A 25160-nucleotide genomic window follows, 5' to 3' on the forward strand; every position below is an offset into this window, starting at 1 on the left:
TCCTGTAATGAGATGCCTACAGATTAGAAATCTCCGCTTTTTGCCACCTTCCCCTTACTGCCAGTGCGTAATAGTCACTGGCAGGCTGACAAAGAAGTTCGTGAGAAAGCTCACAGAACCACACAAGTGGCGAGATGTGAGCCTTGCCGCATTTCTGTCAATCGCCGGTGAGATCTTGAAAAATTAGCCATTTTCCTGCGTCACTAAGATGAAAATTCAAGGTAAGGTGCGGGGCGCCTGCGTAGACTCGGCAACGGTTGAGTTAATTAAGAGGCGAATCATGACCGTTCTACATAGCGCAGATTTCTTCCCTGAAGGGAATTACGCCATCGCCATCGAGCCGCGCGTGCCGCAGCAGGCATTTCCGGAGCACCATCATGATTTCCATGAAATTGTGTTGGTGGAACACGGTTCTGGCATTCATGTGTTTAACGGTCAGCCACAAGCTTTATCCGCAGGATGCGTGTGCTTTGTGCGCGATCACGATCGTCATCTTTATGAGCAAACGGAAAATTTGTGTCTGACCAACGTGTTGTATCGCAGTCCGGCGTCATTCCGTTTTCTCTCGGGTTTGCAGGCGCTCCTGCCGCGCGAAGAAGAGGATCACTACGCGTCGCACTGGCGCATCAATCACAAGGTGATGGCGCAGGCGCTGCAAATCGTTACGCAGATGAAGCAGCAAGATGTGTGGTCGCTGGAACGTCACGCACATCAGGAGCAACTTTTTCTGCAACTGCTGGTGTTGTTGCGCGAAGCGGCTCACAACGATCAATCACAGGATCAGGAAGCACGCTTACATCGGTTGCTCGACTGGCTCAATGAGCACTACAGTGAAGAGATTGTGTGGGATGCATTAGCCGATCGTTTTTCATTGTCGCTGCGCACTCTGCACCGCCAGATGAAGCAGCAAACCGGTAATACACCGCAGCGTTACCTTAATCGGCTTCGCCTGTTACAGGCGCGGCATTTACTGCGTCATAGCGATATGCGCATAACAGACATCGCCTACCAGTGTGGATTTGGTGACAGCAACCACTTCTCCACGCTGTTCCGGCGGGAATTTGGCTGTGCGCCCAGAGCGGAGCGCCAGCAGATGCTATAACTGGAGCGTTTCCTCATGTCGCTGATCTTAACGCGCGAAGACTATTTTCCGGCCACCAATCTGCCGATTGCGGTGGCCGAGCGCATGCCGCAGCCCTCCTTCCCTCCGCACCGTCATGAATTCAGTGAAATCGTTATCGTCTGGCGCGGTAACGGCCTGCATGTGTTGAACGATCGTCCATGGTTGATAACCTGCGGCGACGTTTTTTACATTCACGATAACGACTGCCACAGTTATGACAGCGTCAACGATCTGGCGCTGGATAACATTCTTTACTGCCGCGATCGCTTTCGCCTTGGCCTTGACTGGAACCAGTTGCTGCCGCCGCAAGAAGAGGATTCGCCAGGCTGCTGGCGTTTAACCACGCGCGGGATGGCGTTAGCGCGCGGCGTGATTAGCCAGTTGGAGCGCGAAAGCCGCAAAAGTGATTCGCTATCAATTCAACTCTCTGAAGCGCTGTTTTTGCAACTCGCGCTGATTTTACGCCGTCACGGCTATGCTGCCGATCGACCCTGGGCATTACCTGAGGGTGAACAATTGGATCTGCTGATGTCGGCGCTGCAAGGTGCCATCAGCCGTCCATTCGATTTGGCGGTGTTCTGCCAGCAGAATCAGTTAAGCGAGCGTGCGTTGAAGCAGCTTTTTCGCCAGCAAACCGGTATGACCGTGGGACACTATCTGCGGCAGCTACAGCTGTGTCAGGCGAAGTATCTGCTGCGGACGCAGGATTGCTTAATCAGTGAAGTGGCCGCGCGTTGCGGCTTCGATGACAGTAACTACTTTTCAGTGGTGTTTACGCGAGAAACTGGTTTAACGCCGAGCGCGTGGCGGCAGCGTTTCCTGCCGCATCGCGAACTCTCAGCTGAGAAAGTGAAAGCCTGACGCGCAGTAGCGGCGTCAGGCTTTACATCAGGCTGCCATGCCTAATCCAACAATGTTGGCAGCAATGATAATCACCACACAACCCAGTGACAGAACGCGAACCGGACGTTGCCCCGCCGATTTCCACTCTTTTAGTACCAGACCAACCAATCCACCGCACAGCACGTAGAGGCTCATATGCAGCATCCAGCTGATGAAGTCATACTGTGCCGGAATTTTGGCGTGTCCCCAGGCGTAGAAGAAGAACTGCAGATACCACATGGTGCCGCCCAGCACAGCAAACGCGATATTGGCCAGCAGCATTGGTTTAGCGACGGAGAAATCACGGCGTACTGAAATATCGGTTTTTACCGCCAGACGGATGAAGCAGTAAGCCAGATTGATTAACGCACCACCGCCCATGATCACCACATAGCTTGGCAACGCGACATAGAGTGGATTGATGCCCAGATTGGCTGCGGCTTCATGCATCGGCTTAGCGGCATCCATCGCAAACGACATGCCGGCCGAAAAGATGCCGCACATTACGGCCAAAATCAGCCCTTTTTTCAGGTTGAACTCTTCGGCATTGATGCCCAGCGCCCGCTCTTTTAACAGACCGGCACGCGATACAATCCCTACGCCGATCAGCGCAACTAACACGCCGAGCAGCGTCATACGTCCGCCTGGTGAGCTGAATAGCTCGACAAATCGGCCCTGCAGCAGCGGCGTCATCAAGGTTCCCACCACTAACGTGATACCGATGGCAATACCAATGCCCATCGACATCCCGAGGTAGCGCATGGTCAAACCATAGTTGATGTTACCGATGCCCCACATGGCACCAAACAGAAATACCGGCATCAGTTGAGAGAAACTAAAGCTGCCGTAATACGCCCAGAAGTTCGGCAGTAATACCGCACTGACTGCCCAGGGAAGAATCAGCCACGACATGACGCCGCCTACCGACCACATCGTTTCCCAGGACCACTTTTTCACCTGCTTAAATGGAGCATAAAAACAGGCGGCACTGGCGGCACCCACCAGATGCCAGAAAATACCTGCAATGATGGCACTGTTCATTGTTATTCCTTCGTAAGGTTGAGGCCAACAGGAAACCGGCGGTTTCCCGATTACCGGCAGTCTACGGTGGGCAGCTTTTCGTCAGCCTTTGGATGGCTGCCGGAAAGCGGAGGTTGCTGGCAAAATTCGGTGGGTCGTCAACATAAGGATCACAAAATCGCATTTGCAGGCAGGTCACGGGGTGATTTTTATAAGTGGCTTATTATTCAGCATATTTTTCTATTATGCTGTGTCGATCAGCACAGTTTTTGATCCACTGCCATTGCAACCGTTAACATGGCAGTCACACAAAGCCACGTACCAGACTTTCCCCGTAGGCGTTTAATCCGTATAACGTTGGGAAAATCATCAGGACGAAGGATTGAGATGAATACCAAAAGATTGCGGCTTTTGCTGTCACAATCGGTGAGCCGCGTGATGCTGGATGACATTCGCGCCATCGTGCCCGCGCAGGCGCTTAACGTCTTTATTAATGGATTAGATGAAGCACATTACGCCACGCTGGATTGCGTGCAGAGCGAAGAGAATTGCGCCCTGCTGGCTTCGGTGATTGTGGTGTGGCGACAGCTGGGTCACGTTCATGCGATTCATTATCAGAAAGGTGAGCATCTGCGTCAGGTCGACGACGCCACGCAATTCCAGCTGTTCAGTATGATGAAAACCCATCGCGCGATCGTGCAGATCGCTTAACTCTCGGGATGACTATGAAAATCGGACTGCTTTTCCCTATTGCCATCATCATTGCTGGCGTCAGTTTTTTGGCGTGGTTTATTGCCAGCGGCGCGGCGATGCCGGGTTCCTGACATTTTTTAACATACCTTAAATCACTACTAAGCCGCTGAAAGCGCGGCATTTCGCCAGGAATGCTGCGTCTGTCGTGCTGTTCTTCCCTTCTTTGCCATCCCTCAAGTCGCATTGGCAATAGCAAAAAGGTGCTACACCCTGATCTGTTTCACTCTGCAATTCACAAATCTTTAACGAAACCGATCGCGGAGAACCTGCACATGACAACACACCATCAACATTATATTAATGGCGCGTTTGTTGCCGATCAGAACGATAAGTGGATAGAAGTGATTAACCCAGCAACTGAGGCATTACTTTCGCGCGTGCCGGAAGGCAGTAAACACGACGCCGCGCAGGCCATCGACGCTGCTGAAGTGGCGCAGCCGGATTGGGAAGCGCTCCCCGCCGTTGAACGCGGCAACTGGCTGCGCAAAATTGCCGCTGCTATTCGTCAGCGTGAACCAGAACTGACCGCCACTATCGTCGCCGAAGGCGGAAAAACCCAGGGTCTGGCGCAAACTGAAGTACTGTTTACAGCTGATTATCTTGAGTACATGGCCGAATGGGCACGCCGTTATGATGGCGAGATCGTTAATAGCGATCGTCCCAACGAAAACATCTTTGTGTTCAGGAAAGCGATTGGCGTCACCACCGGCATTCTGCCGTGGAACTTCCCCTTCTTCCTGATTGCACGTAAAGCCGCGCCCGCGCTGGTAACCGGCAATACCATTGTTATCAAGCCAAGTGAGCTGACGCCTAACAATGCGGCGATTTTTGCGCACATCATCCATGAAATTGGTCTGCCAAAAGGCGTGATCAACTTTGTTTACGGCTATGGGCCGGAGATTGGTCAGGAGCTGGCAGGCAACCCGAAAGTCGGCCTGGTCAGTCTGACCGGCAGCGTCAACGCCGGTATCGCCACCATGGAAGCTGCAGCGAAAAATGTCACCAAAGTATCACTGGAGCTGGGCGGAAAAGCGCCGGCCATCGTCATGGATGATGCCGATCTCGATCTGGCGGTTAAAGCGATTGTTAGCTCTCGCGTGATCAACACCGGACAGGTGTGTAACTGTGCTGAGCGCGTTTACGTGCAGGAAGGCATCTACGATCGCTTTATCAGTGCGCTGACTGCCGCCATGCAGCAGGTGAAATTGGGTAATCCGGCCGAGCAAAACGATATCGATATGGGCCCGCTAATTACTGCGGCCGCGCTGGAACGCGTTGAGCAGAAAGTGGCGAACGCGGTCGCGGATGGCGGCAAAGTAGTGCTGGGCGGGAAGCGTGCAGGCAGCAAAGGCTTCTATTTTGAGCCAACCATTATCACGGGCGTGCGTCAGGATATGGAGATCATGCAGCAGGAGATTTTTGGTCCGGTGCTGCCAGTAATGACCTTTAAAACCCTTGATGAAGCCATAGCGCTGGCGAATGACTGTGAATATGGTCTGACCTCATCGATTTACACTCAGAACCTCAACTCCGCGATGGTTGCCCTGCGTAAGTTAAAGTTTGGTGAAACCTATATCAACCGCGAGAACTTCGAAGCGATGCAAGGCTTCCATGCGGGCTGGCGTAAATCGGGCATTGGCGGCGCTGATGGCCGTCACGGTTTGGAAGAGTTCTTGCAGACGCACGTGGCGTATTTGCAGTTCTCGTAGATAGTGATCTCCAGAAGCCATGAACAGCGAAATGCTTGTTAGTAAGAAAGCATTTTTCTTCAGGATTGCTATTCGTGCGGGCACTGACACATCTGCTGCGTCACGGGCCGTCCTCGCGCCGCTAACGCGGTACCTTCGGCTTCCACGTTGTGCCAACGGACCGTTCGCGGATCGGCCATCCATGGCCGGCCCCGAACTGCCTCACGCATCCCTGCGTGAGGCTCCTGGCCCAACGTAAAAGCCTCAGCGCTGCGAATAGCCCTTTTGCCGCAGCAGACGCGCCAGCGCCTCTGGCAAATGAGCCCTTTTCAATAATACGCACTGAAGTTGATGAGCAGGCCGGGGCCGCTTTTGGGCCGGCAATCCGCAGCGCTGAACGAAGCGAGGAAGCCAGGAGAGCCCGCAGGACGCGGGCGAAAGGCGGAGCCGGGACAAGGACGTCCCGTCTCCGCCGGTCCGTCAGGCAGACGAGTGAAGTGAAGGTACCGCGCTAGCGGCGCGAGGACCGCCGGCCCAAAAGTGGCCCCGGCCAGCACACTCGCCGTTGCCTTAGCTGACAAGCATTACGCCATAAGTGGCGACCTGTAACCCTGAAACCTTTATAAAACCCGCTTCTGGCTGCGCAGCAGCGCCAGGCCGCTTAACACCGACATCGCCATCAGATAATAACCGGGCGCCAGACTGGTGCCGGTCACGCTAATCAACAGTGTACAAATCAGCGGGGCAAAGCCACCAAACACCGTAACCGCCACGTTATAGCTGATCGCCATGCCGCTGGCGCGCGTACCCATCGGGAACAGATCCGCCATCACCGACGGCACCGTTGAGAAGTAGATCGACTTCAGCAGCGCCATCCAGCACACCAGCAAAATCAACGTAGTCGGCGTGGTGTGATCAACCACCAGCTTAAACGCCGGATAGATGGTGACGATCAGCAAAACCAACGATCCCCACATCAGCGGCACGCGCCCCACCCGCTCGGCCCATAACCCCATAATGGGCGTGACCACCGTCAGAATCACGCCCGCCAACAAGGTAGCAGTAAACGCCACGCTGCCCGACAGGTGCAAATTTTTGGTGGCGTAAGTCGGCACATAGTTCAGCATGTAGTTCACCGCAGTCGAAATCACCATCAGGCCGATCGCCAACAGCATCAACTCCTTCTGGCGACCAAACAGACTTTTCAGCGGCGCGGCTTCCGGTTTGTGCTCAGCAAAGCTCGCCGGTTCATGTACGTGACGTCGGATATAGATCCCCAGCGGGCCAATCAGCAGGCCGAAGGCGAAGGGAATACGCCATCCCCAATCCTGAATCTGGCTTTCGCTGAGAATCTGCGTCAGTCCGAGTCCAAATGCCGACGCCATCAACGTACTGGCGCCCTGCGTGGCGAACTGCCAGCTGGCGATAAAGGCTTTGCGCTCCGGGAAGTGTTCAACCAGGAACGCCGTCGAGCTGCCAAATTCGCCCCCGGCAGAGAACCCCTGCACCAGACGCGCCAGCAAAATCAGCAGCGGTGCCATCAGGCCAATGCTGCTGTAGCTCGGCATAAAGGTGATGACCGCGCCGCCGAGCATCATCAGGTTGATCGATAAAAGCAGCGCTTTTTTTCGACCGTGACGATCGGCATAGTTGCCCAGCACAATCGCGCCCAGCGGACGAATCAGGAATGACACACCAAAACTGCCAAAGGTCAGCAACATTGAAACCGACGAATCGCTGGTAGGAAAGAAGGCATGCGCAATGTAGCTGGCAAAAAAGCCGTACACGGCGATATCAAACCACTCCAGTGCGTTACCGATGCAGGTCGCGAACAGCGTTTTGTGCAGATTGGGCTTCGCTGCGTTCAACGGCATCGTGGTATTTAATGTACTCATTGGCCACCTCCAACGTGCGCACGATGCTGCGCCACCAGTTCCGTTCCCTGCTCGCCGAGATCCCACAGCAGACGCGTCATAATCTGCAAACCTTCGCGGGCAATCGATTTCAACATATGCTCGTTGACGCCATGCTGGCCGCAAGCTGGATACGAGTGCGGCACCCACAAGGTTGGCAAACCGAGAATGTCGGAGAACACGTCATTGGGCAGCGAGCCGCCGAGGTTAGGCAGCAGCGCCGGTTTCTTGCCGCTGATTTCCGCCATGCTGGTCAGCACCCAGTTGACCAGCGGATCGGTGGGATCAAGGCGTGTCGCGGGCGATCCGCGCATAAACTCCACGTCCACATAGTCAAAACCGTGCTGATGCAGATGTGCGCGCACATGCTGGGCGAGATTTTCCCAGTCGGTACCCACCACAAAACGCAGCTGACAAACGGCGGTGGCGCTGCCCGGAATAGCATTCATCGGACGCGCCGGATTGCCGGTGAGAAACGACAACACTTCCAGCGTGTTCCAGCCATACAGGCGTTCAGTTGGCGTCAGTCCCGGCTCGCCCCAGTTCACGTCGATATCGGGATCGCCCGGCATGCCGCCCACCTCGATATCGCCCAGAATATCGCGCACCTGCGGCGTCAAAGAGTTGGGTTTCAGCGCCTCGACCTGCAACACGCCCTGCGCGTTGACCAGCGAGGCGATGGCGTTGGCCAACTGCGTACCCGGATTGCTCAACAATCCGCCCCAGTTGCCGGAGTGATAGGCGTTGTCACGCGCGTTAACGGTCAAACGGAAATTAACCGCGCCGCGTGAGCCCAGGAACAGCGTCGGACGAACCGCATTGAGACGCGGACCGTCTGAAGCAATAAACAGATCGGCTTGTAGCAGCTCGCCATGCTGCTGGCACAAATGCGCCAGCCCCGGCGAGCTGATCTCTTCACCCATCTCGAACAGTATTTTGCAGTTAAAGCCCAGGCTGCCACCGCGCAACGCAAACACCTGCTCCAGCGCCGCCAGATTGACGCAGTGCTGGCCCTTATTATCTGCGCTGCCACGCGCATACCAGCGATCGCCCTCTTCAACCATCTGCCATGGCGATAAGCCGTCGCGCCAGTTTTCATCATCACCAAACACCACATCGCCGTGACCATAGCTGAGCAAGGTTGGCAGCATGGGATCTTCAATGCGTACCGCCACGAGGAACGGTCGATTAGCGGCTTCCGCGTTGTCGATGAAATGCAACGTGAAGCCCAGAGCGATCAGCTGCGGGCCGATCTCATCCTGCAAATAGCGCTGTAATTCGCTGTCACGATCGTCGCGCTGGCTTTCGGTACGTTGCGCCACGCGACGCGCCAAAATTCGTTGAAACTCCCCGCTGTCAAAATAAGCGGTGGCTTGTTGAACCGCCTGTAGTGCTGTCATGTTTGCCCTGTCTTTTATTGTTTTGTCGTTAAGGCATCTTTGCGGAAACACTGCTTTGCCACAATTATCAATTTATCGAGTAAGATTTGCTTTTATAGCAAAGCTAGCCTGCCCGATTTCGAGGCATGCACCACCATGAGGCATCCGCATGTTAAGCAGTGAAATCCGTTATTTTCTCGCCGTCGCTAATACTGGCTCGCTCAGCGCCGCCAGCGAACAGCTGTTTGTGGCGGTGTCGGCGATCAGCAGGCAAATTCAGCGGCTGGAAAATCAGGTTGGCGTGCCGCTGTTTGCGCGTCACGCGCGCGGCATGGTGTTGAACGAAGCGGGCGAAATCTTTGCACATCACGTACGTAAGAACCTGCTGGATATGGAGTATGCGCTGGCGGAAATTAAGGGACTGAAAGCGGTGCGCCGCACGTTGATTCGCGTGGCCTGCACCGATGGGCTGGCGTTTACGCTGCTACCGCGTTTGATCGCAGATTTTCGCAATGACAATCCGGGCGTGCTGTTTGATGTGAAAGTCGCCAGCACGCAAGGCGTGGCGGAAGCGCTGCGCAACGGCGAGTGTGACGTGGCGCTGCAATTTAGTCTTCACGCTGAGCGCGGTGTGGAAGTGATGGGTTCATGGCCGGCACCGGTATTAATCGTGATGCACCAAACGCATCCGCTGGCCAACGCGCCGCAGGTCACGCTCGCCGATCTCAGTCACTATCCGCTGGCCTTGCCGCAGCAAAACACCACCGTGCGGCAACTGTTTGAGCTCGCCAGCCATATGAACGGCAGCCTGGTTGAGCCGGTGATGACCTGCGATACCTTTTCGATGTTGTTTCAATTCCTGCTGCGTACGCCGCAGGCGGTGACAATTTGCAGCGCCTTTACCGTGCTGCAGGAAGCGGAAACGCACGGTTTGATTTTGCGCTCGGTAGGCATCGATCAGCTGAGCCAGCGCACCTTGCAGCTGCAGACGCAATCAGGGCGACCTCGCAGTGCCGCCCTGAATGTGTTTCTCACCTTTATGCTGCAACAGCTGGATGCGTTAGAGGAACCGCTGCGCCAGCGCTGGAAGCCGTGACTCAGTTCTTGATATCCACCGGGTAGAAGATGTGTTTACCGAACGGATCGACCTGATAACCACTCACCGATTTGCGCACCGGCTCGAAGATGGTTGAGTGAGCAATCATCACCGCTGGCATTTGATCATGCATAATCTGCTGCGCTTGCTGATACAGCGCCACGCGTTTGTCGTGATTTTGCTCGGCGCGCGCTTCGGTAATGATCTTCTCAAACGGCTGATAACACCATTTTGACGAGTTGGAGCCGCCATTCGCCGAGGTGCAGCTGTAGAGCGGGCCGAAGAAGTTATCCGGATCGCCGGTCGCCGTGGTCCAGCCCATCAGCGCCGCCTGATGCTCACCGCCTTTCACGCGCTTGAGGTATTCGCCCCACTCATAACTGACGATATTGGCTTTGATACCCACGTTGGCCCAGTCCGCCTGAATCATCTCCGCCATTCGTCGCGCGTTTGGATTATACGGTCGCTGTACCGGCATCGCCCACAGGGCGATTTCGGTGCCTGGCTTAATCCCCGCCTCCTGCAGCAGCGCTTTGGCTTTCTGCGGATCGTAGTCGTAATCCTTCAGATCTTTATCCGCACTCCACACGTCCGGCGGCAGGATGTTTTTCGCTACCGTGCCAGTACCTTTGAAGATGGCATCAATGATCGCCTGCTTATTGATCGCCATCGCCAGCGCCTGACGCACCTTGACGTTATCCAGCGGTGCTTTGGTGGTGTTGAACGACAGGAAACCGGTATTCAGGCCTGATTTCTGTTCCAGCGTTAAATCGGGATTGGTGCGCATCTTCTCCAGATCGGCCGGATTGGGGAACGGCATAATCTGGCATTCGTTTTTCTCCAGCTTGGCATAACGCACCGAGGCGTCCGGCGTGATCGAGAAGACAATACGATCAAGTTTCGCCTTGCCCTGCCAGTATTCCGGGAAGGCTTTATAGAGAATGCGCGAATCTTTTTGATACTGCACCAGCTCAAACGGCCCGGTGCCAATCGGCTCCATATCGACCTTCTCCGGCGTGCCGGCTTTCAACATCTGGTCGGCGTATTCTGCCGAATGGATCGAGGCAAAATACCAGGCTAAGTCGGCGAGGAATGGCGCTTCAGCGTGAGCTAAGGTGATGCGCACGGTATTGTCATCGACCTTCTCAATGCTGGTGATCAGCTTCGCCAGCTCGAGGCTTTCGAAGTTGGCATAGTTACCGCCGGAGACATTGTGGTAGGGGTTTTTGGCATCCATCTGGCGCATAAACGAGAAGATTACGTCGTCGGCGTTAAAATCGCGCGACGGCTTAAACAGCTTGTTGCTCTGGAATTTAACCCCTTTGCGCAGATGAAAGGTGTAGACCTTACCATCCGGGCTGATATCCCAGCTCTCGGCGAGGCTCGGCACCAGTTCGGTGGTGCCGGGCGTGAAGTCCACCAGGCGGTTGAAAATCGGTACCGCGCTGGCATCGACGCTGGTTCCCGACGTGTACAACTGTGGGTTAAAGTTCTCTGGCGATCCTTCTGAACAGTACACCAGCGTTTTTGCCGAAACCCCGCCCGCGACCGCCAAGCTGATTGCAGTGAGAGTGAGATTTGCCATCATTTTTTTCATCATGATCCTCGCTTTTTATTGACTTCCATGAGTCTGCTTCGTTATGTAATGTTCATCTGATTAATAAATAACATGATTTAACCAGCACGCGTACTACAGACGCCGCAATGCTAATAAGGAATTGTGATGACAGACCAACTTGCCAGCCAATTGACCCAGCGTTTCTACCGTTATCTGGCGGTTTCCAGCCAGAGCGATGCCAAATCAACCACGCTGCCGAGTACGCCGTCCCAACATGCGATGGCGGAGTTACTGGCCAAGGAGCTGGGCGAATTGGGTTTGCAGGATATCGTGATTGACCAGCACGCCACGGTCACTGCGGTGAAACCCGGTAATCGCCCTGATGCGCCGCGTATCGGTTTTATCACCCATATTGATACCGTGGATGTTGGCCTGTCGCCGGATATCCACCCGCAAACCCTCAGGTTCACCGGGGAAGATCTGTGCCTTAACAGCACGCAGGACATCTGGCTGCGCGTGGCGGAACATCCGGAGATCAAACCTTATCTCGGGCAGGAGATTATCTTTAGCGACGGCACCAGCGTGCTGGGCGCCGATAACAAAGCAGCGGTGACGGTGGTGATGACGTTGCTGGAGAACCTGCGCGGCGATCACGGTGATATCGTGGTGGCGTTTGTGCCCGATGAAGAGATTGGCCTGCGTGGCGCAAAAGCACTGGATCTGGAGCAGCGCTTTAACGTCGATTTCGCCTGGACTATCGACTGCTGCGAGCTGGGTGAAGTGGTGTATGAAAACTTCAATGCCGCCGCCGCTGAGCTGGTGTTTACCGGCGTGCCGGCGCATCCGATGTCGGGCAAAGGCGTATTGGTCAATCCGCTACTGATGGCGCATGACTTCATCTCCCGCTTCGATCGCTTAAAAACCCCCGAACATACCGAAGGCCGCGAAGGTTATATCTGGTTCAACGATATGAATGCCAACGCCAGCCGCGCGGTGTTGAAAGCCTCGATTCGTGATTTCGATTTGCAGGGTTTTGATGCGAAGAAACAGCAACTGGTGGAAGTGGCCGATGAAATCGCCGCGCGTTATCCCACCGGCCATGTAGCGCTGACGATTAACGATACTTACAGCAATATCAGTAATGCAATTGGTGAAGATCGTCGTGCGATTGACCTGATTTTTGCCGCGTTAGAGCAAGTGGGCGTGGAACCCAAGGTGATCCCGATGCGCGGCGGCACCGACGGTGCAGCGCTGTCAGCGAAAGGGCTGCTGACGCCGAACTTCTTCACCGGCGCGCACAACTTCCATTCGCGTTTTGAGTTTTTGCCGGTTCCCTCGTTTGTGAAGTCGTATCAGGTGGCAGAAGCGTTGTGTTATTTAGCCGCGAAATAAAAGAAGAAGGTCGTCATAAATGACGACACGAACTCCTGCGGGCGCTGACACATCTGCTGCGTCACGGGCCGTCCTCGCGCCGCTAGCGCGGTGCCTTCGGCTTCCACGTCGTGCCAACGGACCGTTCGCGGATCGGCCGTCCTGGCCGACCCCGAACTGCCTCACGCATCCATGCGTGAGGCTCCTGGCCCAACGTAAAAGCCTCAGCGCTGCGAATAGCCCTTTTGCCGCAGCAGACGTGCCAGCGCCTCTCAAAATTGAGCCGTTTTCAACAACATGTACGGAAGCTAAGAAGCAGGCCGGGGCCACTTTTGGGCAGGCAATCCGCAGCGCTGAACGAAGCGAGGAAGCCAGGAGAGCCCGCAGGACGCGGGCGAAAGGCGGAGCCGGGACATGGAAGTCCCGTCTCCGCCGGTCCGTCAGGCAGACGAACGAAGTGAAGGAACCGCGTAAGCGGCGAGAGGACCGCCGGACCAAAAGTGGCCCCGGCCTGCGCAAACACCGTTGGTTAAACCGGCAAGCATTACGCGACCTGTTTTAGGTTATTTGCTCGCTGAAACATCAATCCCAGGGAAGAATTTCGCCGCCAGCTTAGTGACGGTGCCATCGGCTTGCACCTTGGTGATTGCCGCATCCAGCTCTTGTTTCAGTTTGTCATCGCCTTTACGCAGGCCAAAACCGATACCGGTGCCGAGAATGGTGTCATCTTCTACCGGCTTGCCGGCAAAGGCGAAACCTTTACCCTGCGGCTTTTCGAGGAAGCCCGATTGACCGGCAGCTGACATCACCAGCGTGCCGTCAAGACGACCGGCAATCATGTCGTTATAAACCTGGTTCTGATCCTGATAAGAGGTCACCGTAACGCCCTGCGCTTCCCAGTGCTTCTTGGCATAGGTTTCCTGAATCGAACCCTGCAGCACACCGATGTTTTTGCCTTTCAGTGATTCGGCGGTTGGCAGCAGCTTCTCGCCCTCTTTCACGATTAACATGGTCGGAATGCGGTAGATCGGCTTAGTGAAGTCGATGCTTTTCGCCCGCGCTTCGGTGATGTTCATTGCGGAGTTAATGGCATCAAATTTTTTCGCCTGCAGCGCCGGAATCAACGCATCAAAGCTGCTTTCCACCCACTTACAGTCGAAGTTGCCTACCTGACAAATCGCTTTACCCAGTTCGATGTCGAAACCTTCCAGTTCACCCTGCGCGTTGCGGCTCTCAAAGGGCGGATACTGTGATTCAAGACCATAGCGTAAGGTTTCCTGCGCCAGCGCGTGCGCCGAAGTCAGCATGCCCAAAGCGACAAACAGTGCGTTCAATTTTTTCATTATATTTACCCCTAAGTTACCCTTTGACCTGGCAGAGCGCTTCTGCACCGGCCTGAAGTGTTGCGTCGTCTTTTGCGAATGACAGGCGAATTAATTTATTGTCAGTGCCGTCCATATAAAACGCCGACAGCGGAATGGTGGCCACACCGTGATCGACGATGAGACGTTTTACCATTTCGCTATCACTTTCGTCACTGAAATGTCCGTAGCTGGCTAACATAAAGAACGAACCGGCGCTCGGCAGCAGTTTAAACGGCGAATCCTCCATCAAGGTCAGCAGGCGATCGCGCTTCTCCTGATAGAACGGCGACAGCTGCAGATAGTTCTGCGGATTTTGCAGATAGTGAGCAAAACCGACCTGCATCGGCGTATCGGCGGCGTACATCATGAACTGATGGACTTTGACGATCTCTTCCATCAGCGCTGCCGGTGCCAGCGCATAACCCACGCGCCAGCCGGTGACATGGAAGGTTTTACCGAAGGAGGAAACCACCACGCTGCGCTGCGCCAGTTCCGGATGCGTTGCCATGCCGCAGTGCTTACGGCCATCAAACAGGATGTGTTCGTAGACTTCGTCAGACAGCACCACAATATCGGTGTTGCGCGTCAACGCGGCTAACTGATCCAGATCCGCAGCTGACAGCACCTGCGCGCTGGGATTGTGCGGCGTATTGATAATGATCATGCGCGTGCGCGGCGTAATGGTGGCGCGCAGTTCGTCCCAATTGATGGCGAAATCCGGCACCTGCAACTTCAGGCCAATTGGCGTAGCGCCCTGCAGACGGACCACCGGCGCGTAGCTGTCAAACGCCGGCTCGAAGAAGATCACTTCATCGCCTGCGTGGACCAGCGCGGAAATCGCCATGTAAATGCCCTGGCTGGCGCTGCCGGTGATCAGCACTTCGCTGCCGGCATCATAGTGCTGGCCATACAGCGTGTGAACTTTCTCCGCCAGCGCTTCACGCAGCGACGGCAGGCCGGTCATTGAAGCGTATTGGTTATGACCGTCACGCATCGCCTGGCTGACCAGCTCAACCAGCTGGGGATCACACGGGAAGTTGGGTGCGCCTTGCGACAGGTTAATGGCTTTATGCTGCGCCGACAGCTGGCCAATGACGCTAAAAATCGTCGTGCCGACATCGGGCTGTTTGGAAGAGATGTTAACACTGCTGTTCAAGGTCATCGGTGCCTCGTAAGGTTGCATAACCACGTATCGAAAGTAGATTTCTATTCAACGGTGTGCGGCTTGAGTCGACAAGCGAATTGTTGTCATAATAGCCATGATTAAAAATCATAGCTTGAGGTTGTTATGTCCCGCTCTGCTCTGCCGCTCAATGCCATCCACGCGTTTCTGGTCACCGCGCGCCATCTCAATTTGACGCGTGCCGCCAGCGAGCTGTGCATCACCCAAGGCGCGGTGAGCCGTAAAATCGCCACGCTGGAGAGTTGGCTGGGCTTCGCGCTGTTTACCCGCCACGCACGTGGTCTACATCTCACCGAACAAGGTGCCGCGCTGCTGCCGGAATTGCAGCAAGGTTTCGCCATGCTGGTGAATGCCACAGAAAAAGCCAGCCGCAGCAACGCCTCGATTCGCCTGAAAGCGCCTACCTGCGCCATGCGCTGGCTGGTGCCGCGTCTGGTAGCGCTAGAACAGCAGCGGCCAGATATTCACGTAGCGTTGACCACCACACTCGATCATGGCTCGCAGCTCGATAACTTTGACGCGGCGATTGTGTTTGGCCCGTCGCCAGCCGGTTCGATTTGCCTGTTTGAGGAGCGTTTAACGCCGGTGATGGCCAGCAGCGTCACGCCGCCCACGCAGATTGGCGAACTGGCGAAGTTTACTTTTCTGCATCCCACGCCGGATTCACGCGACTGGCAGCTTTGGCTGGCCGGGCTGGATGCCGCGTTGCCAATGGCGCGCAATCAGCATTTCGCCACCATGGATCTCGCGATCAGCGCTGCGATTCAGGGTTTTGGCGTCACGGTGGCGGATGTCACCTTGGTGCAGAACGATGTGGTGAATGGGCGACTGATTGCGCCGTTTGCCACCAGTGTGGCGACCGGCGCAAGCTACAGCCTGTTACAGCGGGCGGAAAAAGATGCGCCACCGTTCCTGCCGGAACTGGTGGCGTGGTTATCTGAGGTTTAGAACGAGACCCATTCGTCAGAGGCTGATTTCGGCTGTGCGAGGCCTGCGCCGGTCAACACCGGCCGACGCAGCGCGGTTGGCGATACCACGACCTTATTCACAGGCGCGCTGTCCGATAGACGGAATTTCGCCACCGAGGCCTGCAGCTCTTGCGTCTGGCGCTCCAGCGCGCTGGCAGCGGCAGAAACTTCCTCAACCAGCGAGGCGTTCTGCTGGGTGACGCTGTCCATCTCGGTGACGGCGGTACCGACCTGCGAAATCCCTTTGCTCTGCTCTTCTGACGCAGCAGCGATGTGCTTCATGATTTCATTCACATCCTGCACCGACTTAAGAATGTCGTGCATGGTGCTACCCGCGCTGCTCACCAGCGCCGACCCTTTTTCCACGCGCTGCACGGAATCTTCGATCAGTGTGGCGATCTCTTTCGCCGCACCGGCGCTGCGCTGCGCCAGATTGCGCACTTCACTGGCCACCACGGCAAAACCGCGGCCCTGTTCACCGGCGCGTGCGGCTTCTACCGCGGCGTTCAGCGCCAGGATGTTGGTCTGGAAAGCGATACTGTTAATCACGCTCGTGATCTCAGCGATCTTCTTCGAGCTGCCTGAGATGCCTTGCATGGTGGTAACCACTTCGCCCACCAACCGTCCGCCCTGCTGTGCGGTGCCGGTAGCGGTTTCAGCCAGCGAACTGGCCTGACGCGCGTTGTCGGCGTTGAACTTCACGGTGGCAGTTAACTGCTCCATGCTGGCCGCCGTTTGCTCCAGCGCGGCCGCCTGCTCTTCGGTACGCGATGAGAGATCGTTGTTGCCGGAGGAGATCTCCGCTGCGCCGCGATAAATGTTTTCAGTGCCGCTGCGAATCGCGCTTACCGCTTCGCGCAGGCTGTCCTGCATGGCACGCAGCAGCGGCACCAGCTTGCCGACGCAGTTACGGCCAAAATCTTCCACCGGCTGGCTGAGGTCGCCCTGCGCAATAATCGTGAAATGGTTACGGATACGCTCCAGTGGTTTCACCAGCATCGCCACCAGATAGCGATCGGTAAACAGCAAGATAAACAAGCCAATCACCACCGCCACCAGAATAATGACTTTAGTGATGCTGGTGAGCTTATCGACGGTGACGCGCGTCTCATCCAGTTTGCTGCCTGCGGCTTTATTGAAGGCTTCCGCGCTGGCACCAAACGCACGACTAAGTGGCGGCGTGACGTTATTGGCTTGCGCACGATAGGCTTCAAGCGTGCCCTGCTGCGCCAGCGATACCTGCGGTGCGATGCCTTCATCGAGCAGTTTTTGCCAGTTGGCGATGACGCTATTGGCGGTCTCCGCATCCATCGGACCTGGCGCCATGGTTTTAAACTGCGCCAGCAGCGTTTTCATATTGTCGAGCGCTTGTTGCACCGGGGTAAAAGCATCAGCACCGACTGCGCTGCCTGAGGCGCGGCCTTCCATCACGCGAGACAGACGCGTAACGACACGAAAATATTGATCATTTCCTTTGCTTAAAATCGTCATTTGATTGACCAGCTGGCGGTCAATCTCGTTGCCCTCGCCGAGGGCGTTCAGTGAGTGGACGCTAAACAGCCCAACGGCACACCACAGCAGGCAAAACAGCCCAAGAATGGTGAGCAATACGGCGCGGATGGTGAAATTTTTTAAGATACCCATACATAATCCCTTGGTGTGAAACGCGAAGGAGGCCCGATAAAATCGGGCATATTGCGTTTATCGGCATCGGATCGGGAAAATGTAACGGTTTTGTAAGCTAATTAATTGCTTACTGACGCGGGTGAGAAATATGCGCTTTTAAGATTTATCAGCAAGATAGGCGAAAATTTGCCTTATAAATTGATTTGCCAGATTACACCATTAGCACGCTCATTAAAGCTTAACGTGGCTGCGCATCATCAAACGGAACAAACGCAGCCGTCCACGCATAAAGCGCGCCTTCACCACCGCCTGGGCTTTGCCCTGTTCGCCCAGCGCCAGCGTCAGATCGTCGCCCGGTCGCCAGGCTGGCCAATCTACTTCACCCGCTAAGTGCGAGCTAAACTCGCTGGCTTCACGCGCGAAGGTGACCCAATAAGCGCTGACTGTGGAGGCGAACGCTTTATCCTGCTCGCTGTAGCTGCGTTCCGCTGGCGGCGCTAGCGTATCCAGCGTGTTAAAGACATAGGGAATTTCGTTGCCGTGCCAGGTGCCGTGCGGGTAGAGATCGCGCGCGTTTTCGGAGACGTAATCGAACCAGTAACGCCATGCGGGCAGGCCGATATTGTGCTGCGCCTGAGCGATGATTAACGGTAACACCGTGAACGCCATATCGCGCGCCACCGCACGTCCCAGCAGCGCATCATCATGAATGTCGTACAGCCACTTCATCAGGCGATAACTGATGCGGTTTTTGCTGCGCATCTGTCGCAATACTGCCGTGGCATCCACGCCAAAATAGTCCAGTACGCTGGCTTCATCGCTGTTGCTGCCGATCATTAACGGAATGCGATGCTGCTTGCCGGAGATAAACGTGGTTAACATCGGTTTCGGCAGTACCGCATCGCCGCTGATGGGCACCGGGCCGAGCGCCAGCGGGCGTTCTAACGGCCAGAATTGTTCGGCCGGTAGCTCACGCAGCTGCTCGGCGCTGGCATCTTCGGGTAACGCAAAATGCGCCGCGACCTGTAAACCGATCTGTTGTGCCTGCTTTTGCGGGATGTCGGGCAAGCTGTAGGCGCTTTGTACGATGCCCTTGTGAAACAGCGCCTCGGAGAGCGGCGAGCAGCACAGCGATAACACACTACGCGCACCGGAGGATTCACCAAACAGCGTCACGTTATGGCGATCGCCGCCAAAGGCAGGAATGTTGCGCTGAATCCATTGCAAAGCGGCAATTTGATCGAGTAAGGCAAAGTTGTTGATTACGCGCCCGTCGGGGTATTGCGCATCCAGCGCCGGATGAGAGAAAAAACCGAAGTGACCGAGTCGGTAGTTAAGCGTTACCACCACCACACCTTGCGCCGCCAGCGCTTTACCGCGATAAGGATCAAGATTACCGGCGCCGATGGAAAATCCCCCGCCATGCAACCAGACCATTACCGGCAACGGCCGCGAAGGCTCAACATCCGGCGTCCAGATATTCAGGTAGAGACAATCCTCACTAAAGCGACCGGGATCGCCACCGCCGGCGGCCACGCAATAGTCACGATTTTGCCAACTTGCTGCGCCCCATTCGGTCGCATCACGCACCTCTTGCCACGGCTGGACCGGCTGCGGCGGTCGCCAGCGTAAAGCGCCAGTAGGTGCAGCTGCGTACGGTATTCCTTTGAAGACAAAAAGATCTTCGTCCATCAGGCCTCTGAGTTCCCCTTCTGCGGTCATGATCCTCAGACGTCGTTCATTTTTCATCTCGGCTTCCCTAATAATGCATCGTTCCATTATTTGCAGGCCTTAGACGAATGTCCATGTTCTGAAAGCATTTGCAGATTAAGCCGAAACGCGGCGCGATTATTTGAACAACTCCATCAAATATTTTGGCTAACCCCATTGAGGCCATTTGTTTTAAGGTTGCAAGTTAACCTGGCGCGACGGAGAAACACCATGTTTGGTGGCATTAATCAAATGTTCAACCGGATGTGCGATCACCCGGACCTTGGCAAACTGCTTTTGCGCCTGACGTTGGGCGGATTGCTGCTGTTTCATGGGGCGTTCAAAGTGGTGCATGGCGTGGGTTGGATTGCGCACATGCTCGCCGTCAAAGGAATGCCAGGTTTCATCGCTTACGGTGCTTACATCGGGGAAATAGCGGCACCTGTAATGGTGATCATCGGATTTTTGACGCGCCCTGCGGCGTTCATTATTGCGGTGAACATGATTGTTGCGACACTGCTGGTAAAAATGGGCGCTGTCTGGCATCGCACCGACGTCGGTGCGTGGGCGCTGGAGACAGAAGCGCTTTACCTGCTGGGTGCGCTCGCCATTATGTTTTTGGGTGCCGGGAAGTACACGCTGGTGCGTGACGCGCGCTTGCAATAACCACAAGAAAAGCAGCCGGTCTGCTTAATTTCAGACCGGCTGTAACATTTCTCCTCAGGCTACACCACACCGTTCCAGACTGCGCTGCTGCATCTGCTGGTACAACGCCATTTCATCCTGCACCGCGCAACCTAACGCGCTTTCAAAATCCGCTCGGCTGGCATTCCCCGCGCTGCGTGTTTGCGCCACGTCCCCCAGATTCGACTGGAAAATCCCCGCGGCACTGACCGGCAGGAAATCCTCGTAAACGATCGGTTCGGCACTCAAACGCTCTTCTGCCAGCAACTGCGTCACGCTTTCGCCCGCGCGTGGCGGCAGATGCTCGCCTTTTTCGGTCAGGCGATAGCGGAACCACGCCAGCTGCTGCTCGCGCAAAGACTCTTCGTCATCGGGGAAATCACTAAACACCGCGCTAAGATGTTGCTGGTGATGCTGGTTATCGCTGCCGGTACCGGCTTCAGCCAGCAGACGATCGTAAAGTTCGCGTCCTTTCGGGGTGAGCGCCGCGCCGCGCTGTTCGATCTCACCAAAGCGCGCGGTATGCGTGCCCGGCGTGCCATCGTTAAAGTGCACCGCTTCTTCCAGCGCTTTGAAGCTGGTCTGGCGCAGCAGAATCGGTACTTTACGCTGCGGCGGGCCTTCAATCAGGGTTTTTGGATCGATGCCGCGCGAAGGCATCAGCGCTTGCACCCGATCAATATCCAGCGTGCGCGGCGTCAAATGGTTGATGTGGCAACCACGGAAACACACCACATCGGCAATCAGACGATGCTGCTGGCTCAGTGCGCGATAAGTGGCGCTGTCTACGGTGGTATGCGCATGCCAGCGGAAGGTTTCCAGCGCTTCCTGCACGAAAGTGGCGGCATCCGCGGCGTTCAAACCGCCCTGCTGCTGATGCTTAGCGATCAACGCGCGGCAACCTGGCGTAAAGATATCGCGCGCGGCGAGAATTGCAGCGGCCTTCTCGCGCAGCGCCGCATCATCAATCAGTTCCAGACGCAGCAACGAAGTGAAAACGCGGAATGGATTATGGCGCAACGCGCGATCGCTGACCGGACGAAACGCCGTGGAGTGCACCGGCACACCGGCTTGCGACAGGTCGTAATACCCCACCGCTTCCATGCCCATCACGGCGAACATCCGGCGCAACGTGCTGAGTTCATCAGCCTTGCCGACGCGAATCGCACCGTGACGCTCGACGCTCAGGCGACTCAGTTCATCGGCGGCCGACAAGCGGTTTTTTAACTCGGGATTGGCTTCCAGCGTACGTTCATTAACAGCGGTGACCAACTGCGTCAGCGTGCCGTATTGCGGCACTTCCTGCTGATACAGGGTCGACATTGCCTGCGAGAACAGCGTGCGGATGGCATCGCTGCTGAGAAAGTTTGGCATCATCATCACCTTGGGCTAACGGGTTGTTGCTACTGTAGATCAACCCTTTAGCGGCGGGTAACAATTTCGTGGAACTGTGATCGCCTTGTCACTCGGTGAGGTTTGACTGGTCACCAAAGCGACATTTCAGCACCAGCATGATGGTGGTTAACACGGCGGGAATCGCCAGCAGCAGGAAGATCTGACTGAACGTCCAGCCAAGCGTTAACAACTCGGCACCGACAAAGGCGCTAATGATGGCGCCGATGCGCCCTATGCCGTGCATCCAGCTGGAGCCGGTGGCACGCGCATGAGTTGGGTAATAACTGGCGGAGAGCGCATTCATGCCGGTATTGGCGCCGTTAAAACAGAAGCCGCTGCAGAAAGCGATGGCGCTCATTAAGCCGACCTGCGCGGGTGAAAAACCCAGCGCCACAATGGCAATGCCACCGCAGAAATAGATCACCGCCAGCGCCAGATTGGCGTTGATGCGGTCCATCAACCAACCCGCAAACAGCGAGCCAAGGGTTCCGCCGGCCTGATACATCGCCGTGACAATCGCAGCTTCCGTCACCGACATGCCGAGCGTGCTGATCAATGAAGGCATCCAGCTGCCAATCAGGTAAACGAGGAACAGCCCCATAAAGTAGCCGCCCCACAACATCAAACTGCCGAACAGATAGCGGCGCGACACCACGGTCGCCACCGAGCCTTTACGCGCGGTGGGCAGCTCAGTGCTTTGATAATGGCTATCCGGCTGCACGCTGCCGGGCAGCATACGTTCGAGGATGGCGTGAATACGTGCGGCAGGCGCGCGACGGCTAATCAGAAAACGTACCGATTCCGGTAAGCCGCGCACTAAAAAAGGCAGCACCAGCAGCGGCAGCACGCCGCCCATCAGCATAACGGAGTGCCAGTCATAGCGCGGCAGCAGCCACGAAGCGGCAAAGCCTCCCGTCGCGGCACCAAAGGTAAAGCCACAGAACACCACGGTAATAATAAATGAGCGGCGACGTTCGGGCGCGTATTCGGCCACCAGCGTGCCCACGTTGGGCATCGCGGCCCCAAGCCCTAAGCCGGTGAGAAAGCGGAACAGCATCATCTGTTCGATGTTCTGCGCCATCGCCGTGGCCAGCGTCCACAGACCGAAAAACAGCACGCTGATGAGGATCATCACGCGGCGACCATAGCGATCGGCCAGCGGTCCAGCGACCATCGCCCCCAATGCCAGACCAATCAGCGCCGCGCTGATCACCATGCCGAGTTGATGATTCGTGACGCCCCAACTGGCTTTCAGCGTGGGCGCAATAAAGCCCATCAGCGCAATGTCCATGCCGTCCAGCGCCACTACCACGAAGCACAGCGCGATTAAGCGCTTCTGCCAGCTGCTAAGCGCACTCTTATTGATAAGCTGGCGAACGTCTACTGCTTCAACGCTGGTCACGTAACGACTCCTGCACTTTTAACCGTTTAGGGCATCAGTTTTAGTAAAAAAAACGGCGCTTATCATAGCTCATCGTTAACAATAACAGGCACTCTTTTTGGATGTAATTGAGAATTATTCAACTTTTTATGCTGTATGTTATTGATTTTAGAGCGCGCGAATATGCTGCAAAAAGTGTCTTTTTCAGCTTTACTCATAAATACATCAGGTTAGCGGCGAAGCTTGCATAGCGGTGTTTTTGTTAATATAAATTTGCAGGCAAGTTAACATAATTAACGTTTCCTCATTGCTGCTCCTCGGCATAACTCATTATGTTGGGCGTATGGACAAAAATATCCTTTTCAATCAGCGCATTCGCTTGCGTCATTTACATACCTTTGTGGCGGTGGCGCAGCAAGGCACGCTCGGTCGTGCCGCTGAAACGCTCAATCTGAGCCAGCCCGCTTTATCGAAAACACTGAATGAGCTGGAAGAGTTGGCGGGCGCGCGACTGTTTGAGCGCGGACGACTCGGCGCGCAGCTCACTACGCTGGGCGAACAGTTTCTGGTTCATGCGGTGAAAGTGCTGGATGCGCTTAATCATGCTGGTCAGAGCTTCAACGCGCCGCAGCCGGGCCGACCGGTGGTGATTCGGCTCGGCGCGCTGACGACTGCGGCGATGGGCATGCTGCCGCAAATTCTCGATCGCTTCCATGAACAGCAACCTAACACCACGGTGCAGGTTGCGACATTGCATAACAACGTGTTGTTGGCCGGTTTACGTGCGGGTGAGTTTGATGTCGGGATAGGTCGTATGGCGGACAGCGATATGATGGCCGGACTCACTTATGAATTGCTGTTTCTGGAATCACTCAAACTGGTGGTGCGCCCCGATCATCCGCTATTAAGCGAGAACGTTATGCTGTCGCGCGCGATGCAGTGGCCAGTAGTGATTTCGCCGGAAGGCACCGCACCGCGCCGTATCGCGCAGCATATGCTGAATGAGCAAGGTTGTACCTTGCCAGCAAACTGCGTCGAAACCTCATCGACATCGCTGGCGCGACAGCTGGCACTGCGTTACGACTATGTGTGGTTTGTGCCTTCTGGCGCCATCAAAGAAGATTTGAATCACGATGCGTTGTGTGCGCTACCGATCGCCTCGCCGGGGCCAGGCGAACCGGTGGGCATTATTACGCGCAGCGGCAGTCCGTTAAGCCTGAGCGCCGAAGTGTTGATGGCGACCATCCGCAAATTCCACAGCTAGCGACTGTGTTTTGCATGACGCTCACGGTTCTCCAGGCGCGCCTGTTCGGTTTTTCGTAAACCGACATAGAGCGCGCCCGCCCCACCATCTTTCGGCTGCGCCGTACAAAAGGTCTGCACTTCTGCAAACTCCGGCAACCATCGCGCCACATAGCTGCGCACGATATTGGCGTGCGACTCATCGTCACGCCCTTTGCCATGAATAATCAATAGATTGCGCAACCCATGTTTATTGGCCTGCTGCATAAAGCTGAACAGCGCCTGACGACAGGTTTCTACTGGCTGACGCAACAGATTAAGGCTGGCTTCAGGCGGATATTTGCCCAGTCGCAGCTTATCCAGCACGCCTTGCTGTACGCCATCAACTTTAAATTCCAGCGGTGTGGTCAGCGGAACGATGTCGAGATAGCCACGCGTGAGGAAATTTTCCTGCTCGTCACTTTCCTGCGGCGCACGCGGCGCTTTAGGCGAAGGTGCGCGTAGCCATTGGGTATTAGCGCAATTTTTTAATGGTGTCACATCACCCATGGCATCACGGAAAAGGTCTTCATCATCAAGGTTCATGGTGTTTCCTCTCGCCTGGTGTTTGCCTGCGCGTCCAATTCGACGCTAAAGCAAAAGAGTAGCAAAGGATTATGGGCAAAACATCTGTCACTTTTTGCGCTGTATTAAGCGCGCTATAGCTGTAAACCTGGCAACAAAACGTTCCAGATCAATAAATGCGCTTCAGTCAGACCAGCGCAAACCGCGTAATACCTGACATTTGTGGGGTTTTAAGGACATTTACTGCTCGGATGAGTTCC

Annotated in this window: 21 protein-coding genes; 10 read left to right on the plus strand and 11 right to left on the minus strand. The window is 55.6% G+C overall.

All coding sequences use genetic code 11. The features are described from left to right. Nucleotides 1-280 precede the first annotated feature (280 nt). Complete coding sequence (gene rhaS, locus ACVLVH_RS04515) at nucleotides 281-1102, plus strand: HTH-type transcriptional activator RhaS (RefSeq protein ID WP_192411797.1); 822 nt, start codon at nucleotides 281-283, stop codon at nucleotides 1100-1102. Nucleotides 1103-1117: 15 nt separating this feature from the next. Further along, nucleotides 1118-1984 (plus strand): HTH-type transcriptional activator RhaR, encoded by an 867-nt coding sequence (gene rhaR / locus ACVLVH_RS04520; protein ID WP_192411796.1) that lies wholly within the window; start codon nucleotides 1118-1120, stop codon nucleotides 1982-1984. A gap of 27 nt (nucleotides 1985-2011) precedes the next feature. Here the strand turns inward: rhaR and rhaT are convergent, their stop codons facing one another. Continuing rightward, on the minus strand, nucleotides 2012-3046 hold the full coding sequence (gene rhaT, locus ACVLVH_RS04525; protein WP_101764338.1) for an L-rhamnose/proton symporter RhaT: 1035 nt from the start codon (nucleotides 3044-3046) through the stop codon (nucleotides 2012-2014). Between the two features lie 366 nt (nucleotides 3047-3412). On the opposite strand from rhaT, the gene ACVLVH_RS04530 reads away from it, so the two are divergent. From ACVLVH_RS04530 to aldA, 3 genes are all read left to right on the plus strand, one after another. Next, entirely contained in the window at nucleotides 3413-3736 is a 324-nt protein-coding gene (locus tag ACVLVH_RS04530) for a hypothetical protein (protein WP_101764337.1), read from the plus strand. 14 nt (nucleotides 3737-3750) lie between these two features. Beyond that, entirely contained in the window at nucleotides 3751-3849 is a 99-nt protein-coding gene (locus ACVLVH_RS04535) for a YoaK family small membrane protein (RefSeq protein ID WP_008108862.1), read from the plus strand. 201 nt (nucleotides 3850-4050) lie between these two features. Further along, nucleotides 4051-5487 carry an aldehyde dehydrogenase gene (gene aldA, locus ACVLVH_RS04540; protein ID WP_280171719.1) on the plus strand — a complete coding sequence of 479 codons (1437 nt, stop codon included), beginning with the start codon at nucleotides 4051-4053 and terminating at the stop codon, nucleotides 5485-5487. Between the two features lie 599 nt (nucleotides 5488-6086). Here aldA and ACVLVH_RS04545 read toward each other — a convergent pair. Together ACVLVH_RS04545 and ACVLVH_RS04550 are read right to left on the minus strand one after the other, a co-directional pair. Next, nucleotides 6087-7361, minus strand: a complete 1275-nt coding sequence (locus ACVLVH_RS04545; RefSeq protein ID WP_498948841.1) for an MFS transporter — start codon at nucleotides 7359-7361, stop codon at nucleotides 6087-6089. After that, a complete protein-coding gene (locus tag ACVLVH_RS04550; RefSeq protein WP_498948842.1) occupies nucleotides 7358-8779 on the minus strand; it encodes a M20 family metallopeptidase in 1422 nt (473 codons plus the stop codon). The genes ACVLVH_RS04545 and ACVLVH_RS04550 overlap by 4 nt, the downstream gene beginning before the upstream one ends. Before the next feature lie 148 nt (nucleotides 8780-8927). On the opposite strand from ACVLVH_RS04550, the gene ACVLVH_RS04555 reads away from it, so the two are divergent. Continuing rightward, on the plus strand, nucleotides 8928-9854 hold the full coding sequence (locus ACVLVH_RS04555; protein WP_137385838.1) for a LysR family transcriptional regulator: 927 nt from the start codon (nucleotides 8928-8930) through the stop codon (nucleotides 9852-9854). Nucleotide 9855: 1 nt separating this feature from the next. Here ACVLVH_RS04555 and ACVLVH_RS04560 read toward each other — a convergent pair whose 3' ends face one another. Further along, nucleotides 9856-11451: an ABC transporter substrate-binding protein gene (locus ACVLVH_RS04560; RefSeq protein WP_498949048.1), complete on the minus strand. Its 1596-nt coding sequence runs from the start codon at nucleotides 11449-11451 to the stop codon at nucleotides 9856-9858. Nucleotides 11452-11577: 126 nt separating this feature from the next. Here ACVLVH_RS04560 and pepT point away from each other — a divergent pair, with 126 nt between their 5' ends. After that, complete coding sequence (gene pepT / locus ACVLVH_RS04565) at nucleotides 11578-12804, plus strand: peptidase T (RefSeq protein ID WP_137385839.1); 1227 nt, start codon at nucleotides 11578-11580, stop codon at nucleotides 12802-12804. 542 nt (nucleotides 12805-13346) lie between these two features. On the opposite strand, the gene ACVLVH_RS04570 is transcribed toward pepT, so the two are convergent. Continuing rightward, on the minus strand, nucleotides 13347-14126 hold the full coding sequence (locus ACVLVH_RS04570) for a transporter substrate-binding domain-containing protein (protein ID WP_192411793.1): 780 nt from the start codon (nucleotides 14124-14126) through the stop codon (nucleotides 13347-13349). A 16-nt stretch (nucleotides 14127-14142) separates the two neighbouring features. Beyond that, nucleotides 14143-15309, minus strand: a complete 1167-nt coding sequence (locus ACVLVH_RS04575) for a methionine aminotransferase (RefSeq protein WP_192411792.1) — start codon at nucleotides 15307-15309, stop codon at nucleotides 14143-14145. Nucleotides 15310-15435: 126 nt separating this feature from the next. On the opposite strand from ACVLVH_RS04575, the gene ACVLVH_RS04580 reads away from it, so the two are divergent. Next, entirely contained in the window at nucleotides 15436-16278 is an 843-nt protein-coding gene (locus tag ACVLVH_RS04580) for a LysR substrate-binding domain-containing protein (protein WP_192233938.1), read from the plus strand. On the opposite strand, the gene ACVLVH_RS04585 is transcribed toward ACVLVH_RS04580, so the two are convergent. Both ACVLVH_RS04585 and ACVLVH_RS04590 read right to left on the minus strand, forming a co-directional pair. Next, nucleotides 16275-17942: a methyl-accepting chemotaxis protein gene (locus ACVLVH_RS04585; protein WP_192411791.1), complete on the minus strand. Its 1668-nt coding sequence runs from the start codon at nucleotides 17940-17942 to the stop codon at nucleotides 16275-16277. The genes ACVLVH_RS04580 and ACVLVH_RS04585 overlap by 4 nt on opposite strands. Nucleotides 17943-18155: 213 nt before the next feature. Then, nucleotides 18156-19673 (minus strand): carboxylesterase/lipase family protein, encoded by a 1518-nt coding sequence (locus ACVLVH_RS04590; RefSeq protein WP_192411790.1) that lies wholly within the window; start codon nucleotides 19671-19673, stop codon nucleotides 18156-18158. Between the two features lie 192 nt (nucleotides 19674-19865). On the opposite strand from ACVLVH_RS04590, the gene ACVLVH_RS04595 reads away from it, so the two are divergent. Continuing rightward, nucleotides 19866-20300 carry a DoxX family protein gene (locus ACVLVH_RS04595; RefSeq protein WP_110866212.1) on the plus strand — a complete coding sequence of 145 codons (435 nt, stop codon included), beginning with the start codon at nucleotides 19866-19868 and terminating at the stop codon, nucleotides 20298-20300. Nucleotides 20301-20354: 54 nt separating this feature from the next. Here the strand turns inward: ACVLVH_RS04595 and hglS are convergent, their stop codons facing one another. Continuing rightward, nucleotides 20355-21692, minus strand: a complete 1338-nt coding sequence (gene hglS, locus ACVLVH_RS04600) for a 2-oxoadipate dioxygenase/decarboxylase HglS (protein ID WP_192411973.1) — start codon at nucleotides 21690-21692, stop codon at nucleotides 20355-20357. An 88-nt stretch (nucleotides 21693-21780) separates the two neighbouring features. Further along, entirely contained in the window at nucleotides 21781-23115 is a 1335-nt protein-coding gene (locus tag ACVLVH_RS04605; RefSeq protein WP_101764324.1) for an MFS transporter, read from the minus strand. Between the two features lie 322 nt (nucleotides 23116-23437). Here ACVLVH_RS04605 and ACVLVH_RS04610 point away from each other — a divergent pair, with 322 nt between their 5' ends. Beyond that, nucleotides 23438-24358 carry a LysR substrate-binding domain-containing protein gene (locus tag ACVLVH_RS04610; RefSeq protein ID WP_101764323.1) on the plus strand — a complete coding sequence of 307 codons (921 nt, stop codon included), beginning with the start codon at nucleotides 23438-23440 and terminating at the stop codon, nucleotides 24356-24358. Here the strand turns inward: ACVLVH_RS04610 and smrA are convergent. Next, on the minus strand, nucleotides 24355-24921 hold the full coding sequence (gene smrA / locus ACVLVH_RS04615) for a DNA endonuclease SmrA (RefSeq protein WP_192411789.1): 567 nt from the start codon (nucleotides 24919-24921) through the stop codon (nucleotides 24355-24357). The genes ACVLVH_RS04610 and smrA overlap by 4 nt on opposite strands. Nucleotides 24922-25160: the final 239 nt, after the last annotated feature.

The organism is Kluyvera sp. 1366 (genome assembly GCF_054823405.1).

Coding starts and splice junctions, on each gene's coding strand:
- ACVLVH_RS04595 (WP_110866212.1), top strand. CDS start 19,866: ATGTTTGGTGGCATTAATCAAATGTTCAACCGGATGTGCGATCACCCG.
- pepT (WP_137385839.1), top strand. CDS start 11,578: ATGACAGACCAACTTGCCAGCCAATTGACCCAGCGTTTCTACCGTTAT.
- rhaS (WP_192411797.1), top strand. CDS start 281: ATGACCGTTCTACATAGCGCAGATTTCTTCCCTGAAGGGAATTACGCC.
- ACVLVH_RS04530 (WP_101764337.1), top strand. CDS start 3,413: ATGAATACCAAAAGATTGCGGCTTTTGCTGTCACAATCGGTGAGCCGC.
- ACVLVH_RS04535 (WP_008108862.1), top strand. CDS start 3,751: ATGAAAATCGGACTGCTTTTCCCTATTGCCATCATCATTGCTGGCGTC.
- ACVLVH_RS04555 (WP_137385838.1), top strand. CDS start 8,928: ATGTTAAGCAGTGAAATCCGTTATTTTCTCGCCGTCGCTAATACTGGC.
- rhaT (WP_101764338.1), bottom strand. CDS start 3,046: ATGAACAGTGCCATCATTGCAGGTATTTTCTGGCATCTGGTGGGTGCC.
- ACVLVH_RS04610 (WP_101764323.1), top strand. CDS start 23,438: ATGGACAAAAATATCCTTTTCAATCAGCGCATTCGCTTGCGTCATTTA.
- ACVLVH_RS04550 (WP_498948842.1), bottom strand. CDS start 8,779: ATGACAGCACTACAGGCGGTTCAACAAGCCACCGCTTATTTTGACAGC.
- ACVLVH_RS04590 (WP_192411790.1), bottom strand. CDS start 19,673: ATGAAAAATGAACGACGTCTGAGGATCATGACCGCAGAAGGGGAACTC.
- ACVLVH_RS04580 (WP_192233938.1), top strand. CDS start 15,436: ATGTCCCGCTCTGCTCTGCCGCTCAATGCCATCCACGCGTTTCTGGTC.
- ACVLVH_RS04545 (WP_498948841.1), bottom strand. CDS start 7,361: ATGAGTACATTAAATACCACGATGCCGTTGAACGCAGCGAAGCCCAAT.
- ACVLVH_RS04575 (WP_192411792.1), bottom strand. CDS start 15,309: ATGACCTTGAACAGCAGTGTTAACATCTCTTCCAAACAGCCCGATGTC.
- aldA (WP_280171719.1), top strand. CDS start 4,051: ATGACAACACACCATCAACATTATATTAATGGCGCGTTTGTTGCCGAT.
- smrA (WP_192411789.1), bottom strand. CDS start 24,921: ATGAACCTTGATGATGAAGACCTTTTCCGTGATGCCATGGGTGATGTG.
- rhaR (WP_192411796.1), top strand. CDS start 1,118: ATGTCGCTGATCTTAACGCGCGAAGACTATTTTCCGGCCACCAATCTG.
- hglS (WP_192411973.1), bottom strand. CDS start 21,692: ATGCCAAACTTTCTCAGCAGCGATGCCATCCGCACGCTGTTCTCGCAG.
- ACVLVH_RS04570 (WP_192411793.1), bottom strand. CDS start 14,126: ATGAAAAAATTGAACGCACTGTTTGTCGCTTTGGGCATGCTGACTTCG.
- ACVLVH_RS04585 (WP_192411791.1), bottom strand. CDS start 17,942: ATGGGTATCTTAAAAAATTTCACCATCCGCGCCGTATTGCTCACCATT.
- ACVLVH_RS04560 (WP_498949048.1), bottom strand. CDS start 11,451: ATGAAAAAAATGATGGCAAATCTCACTCTCACTGCAATCAGCTTGGCG.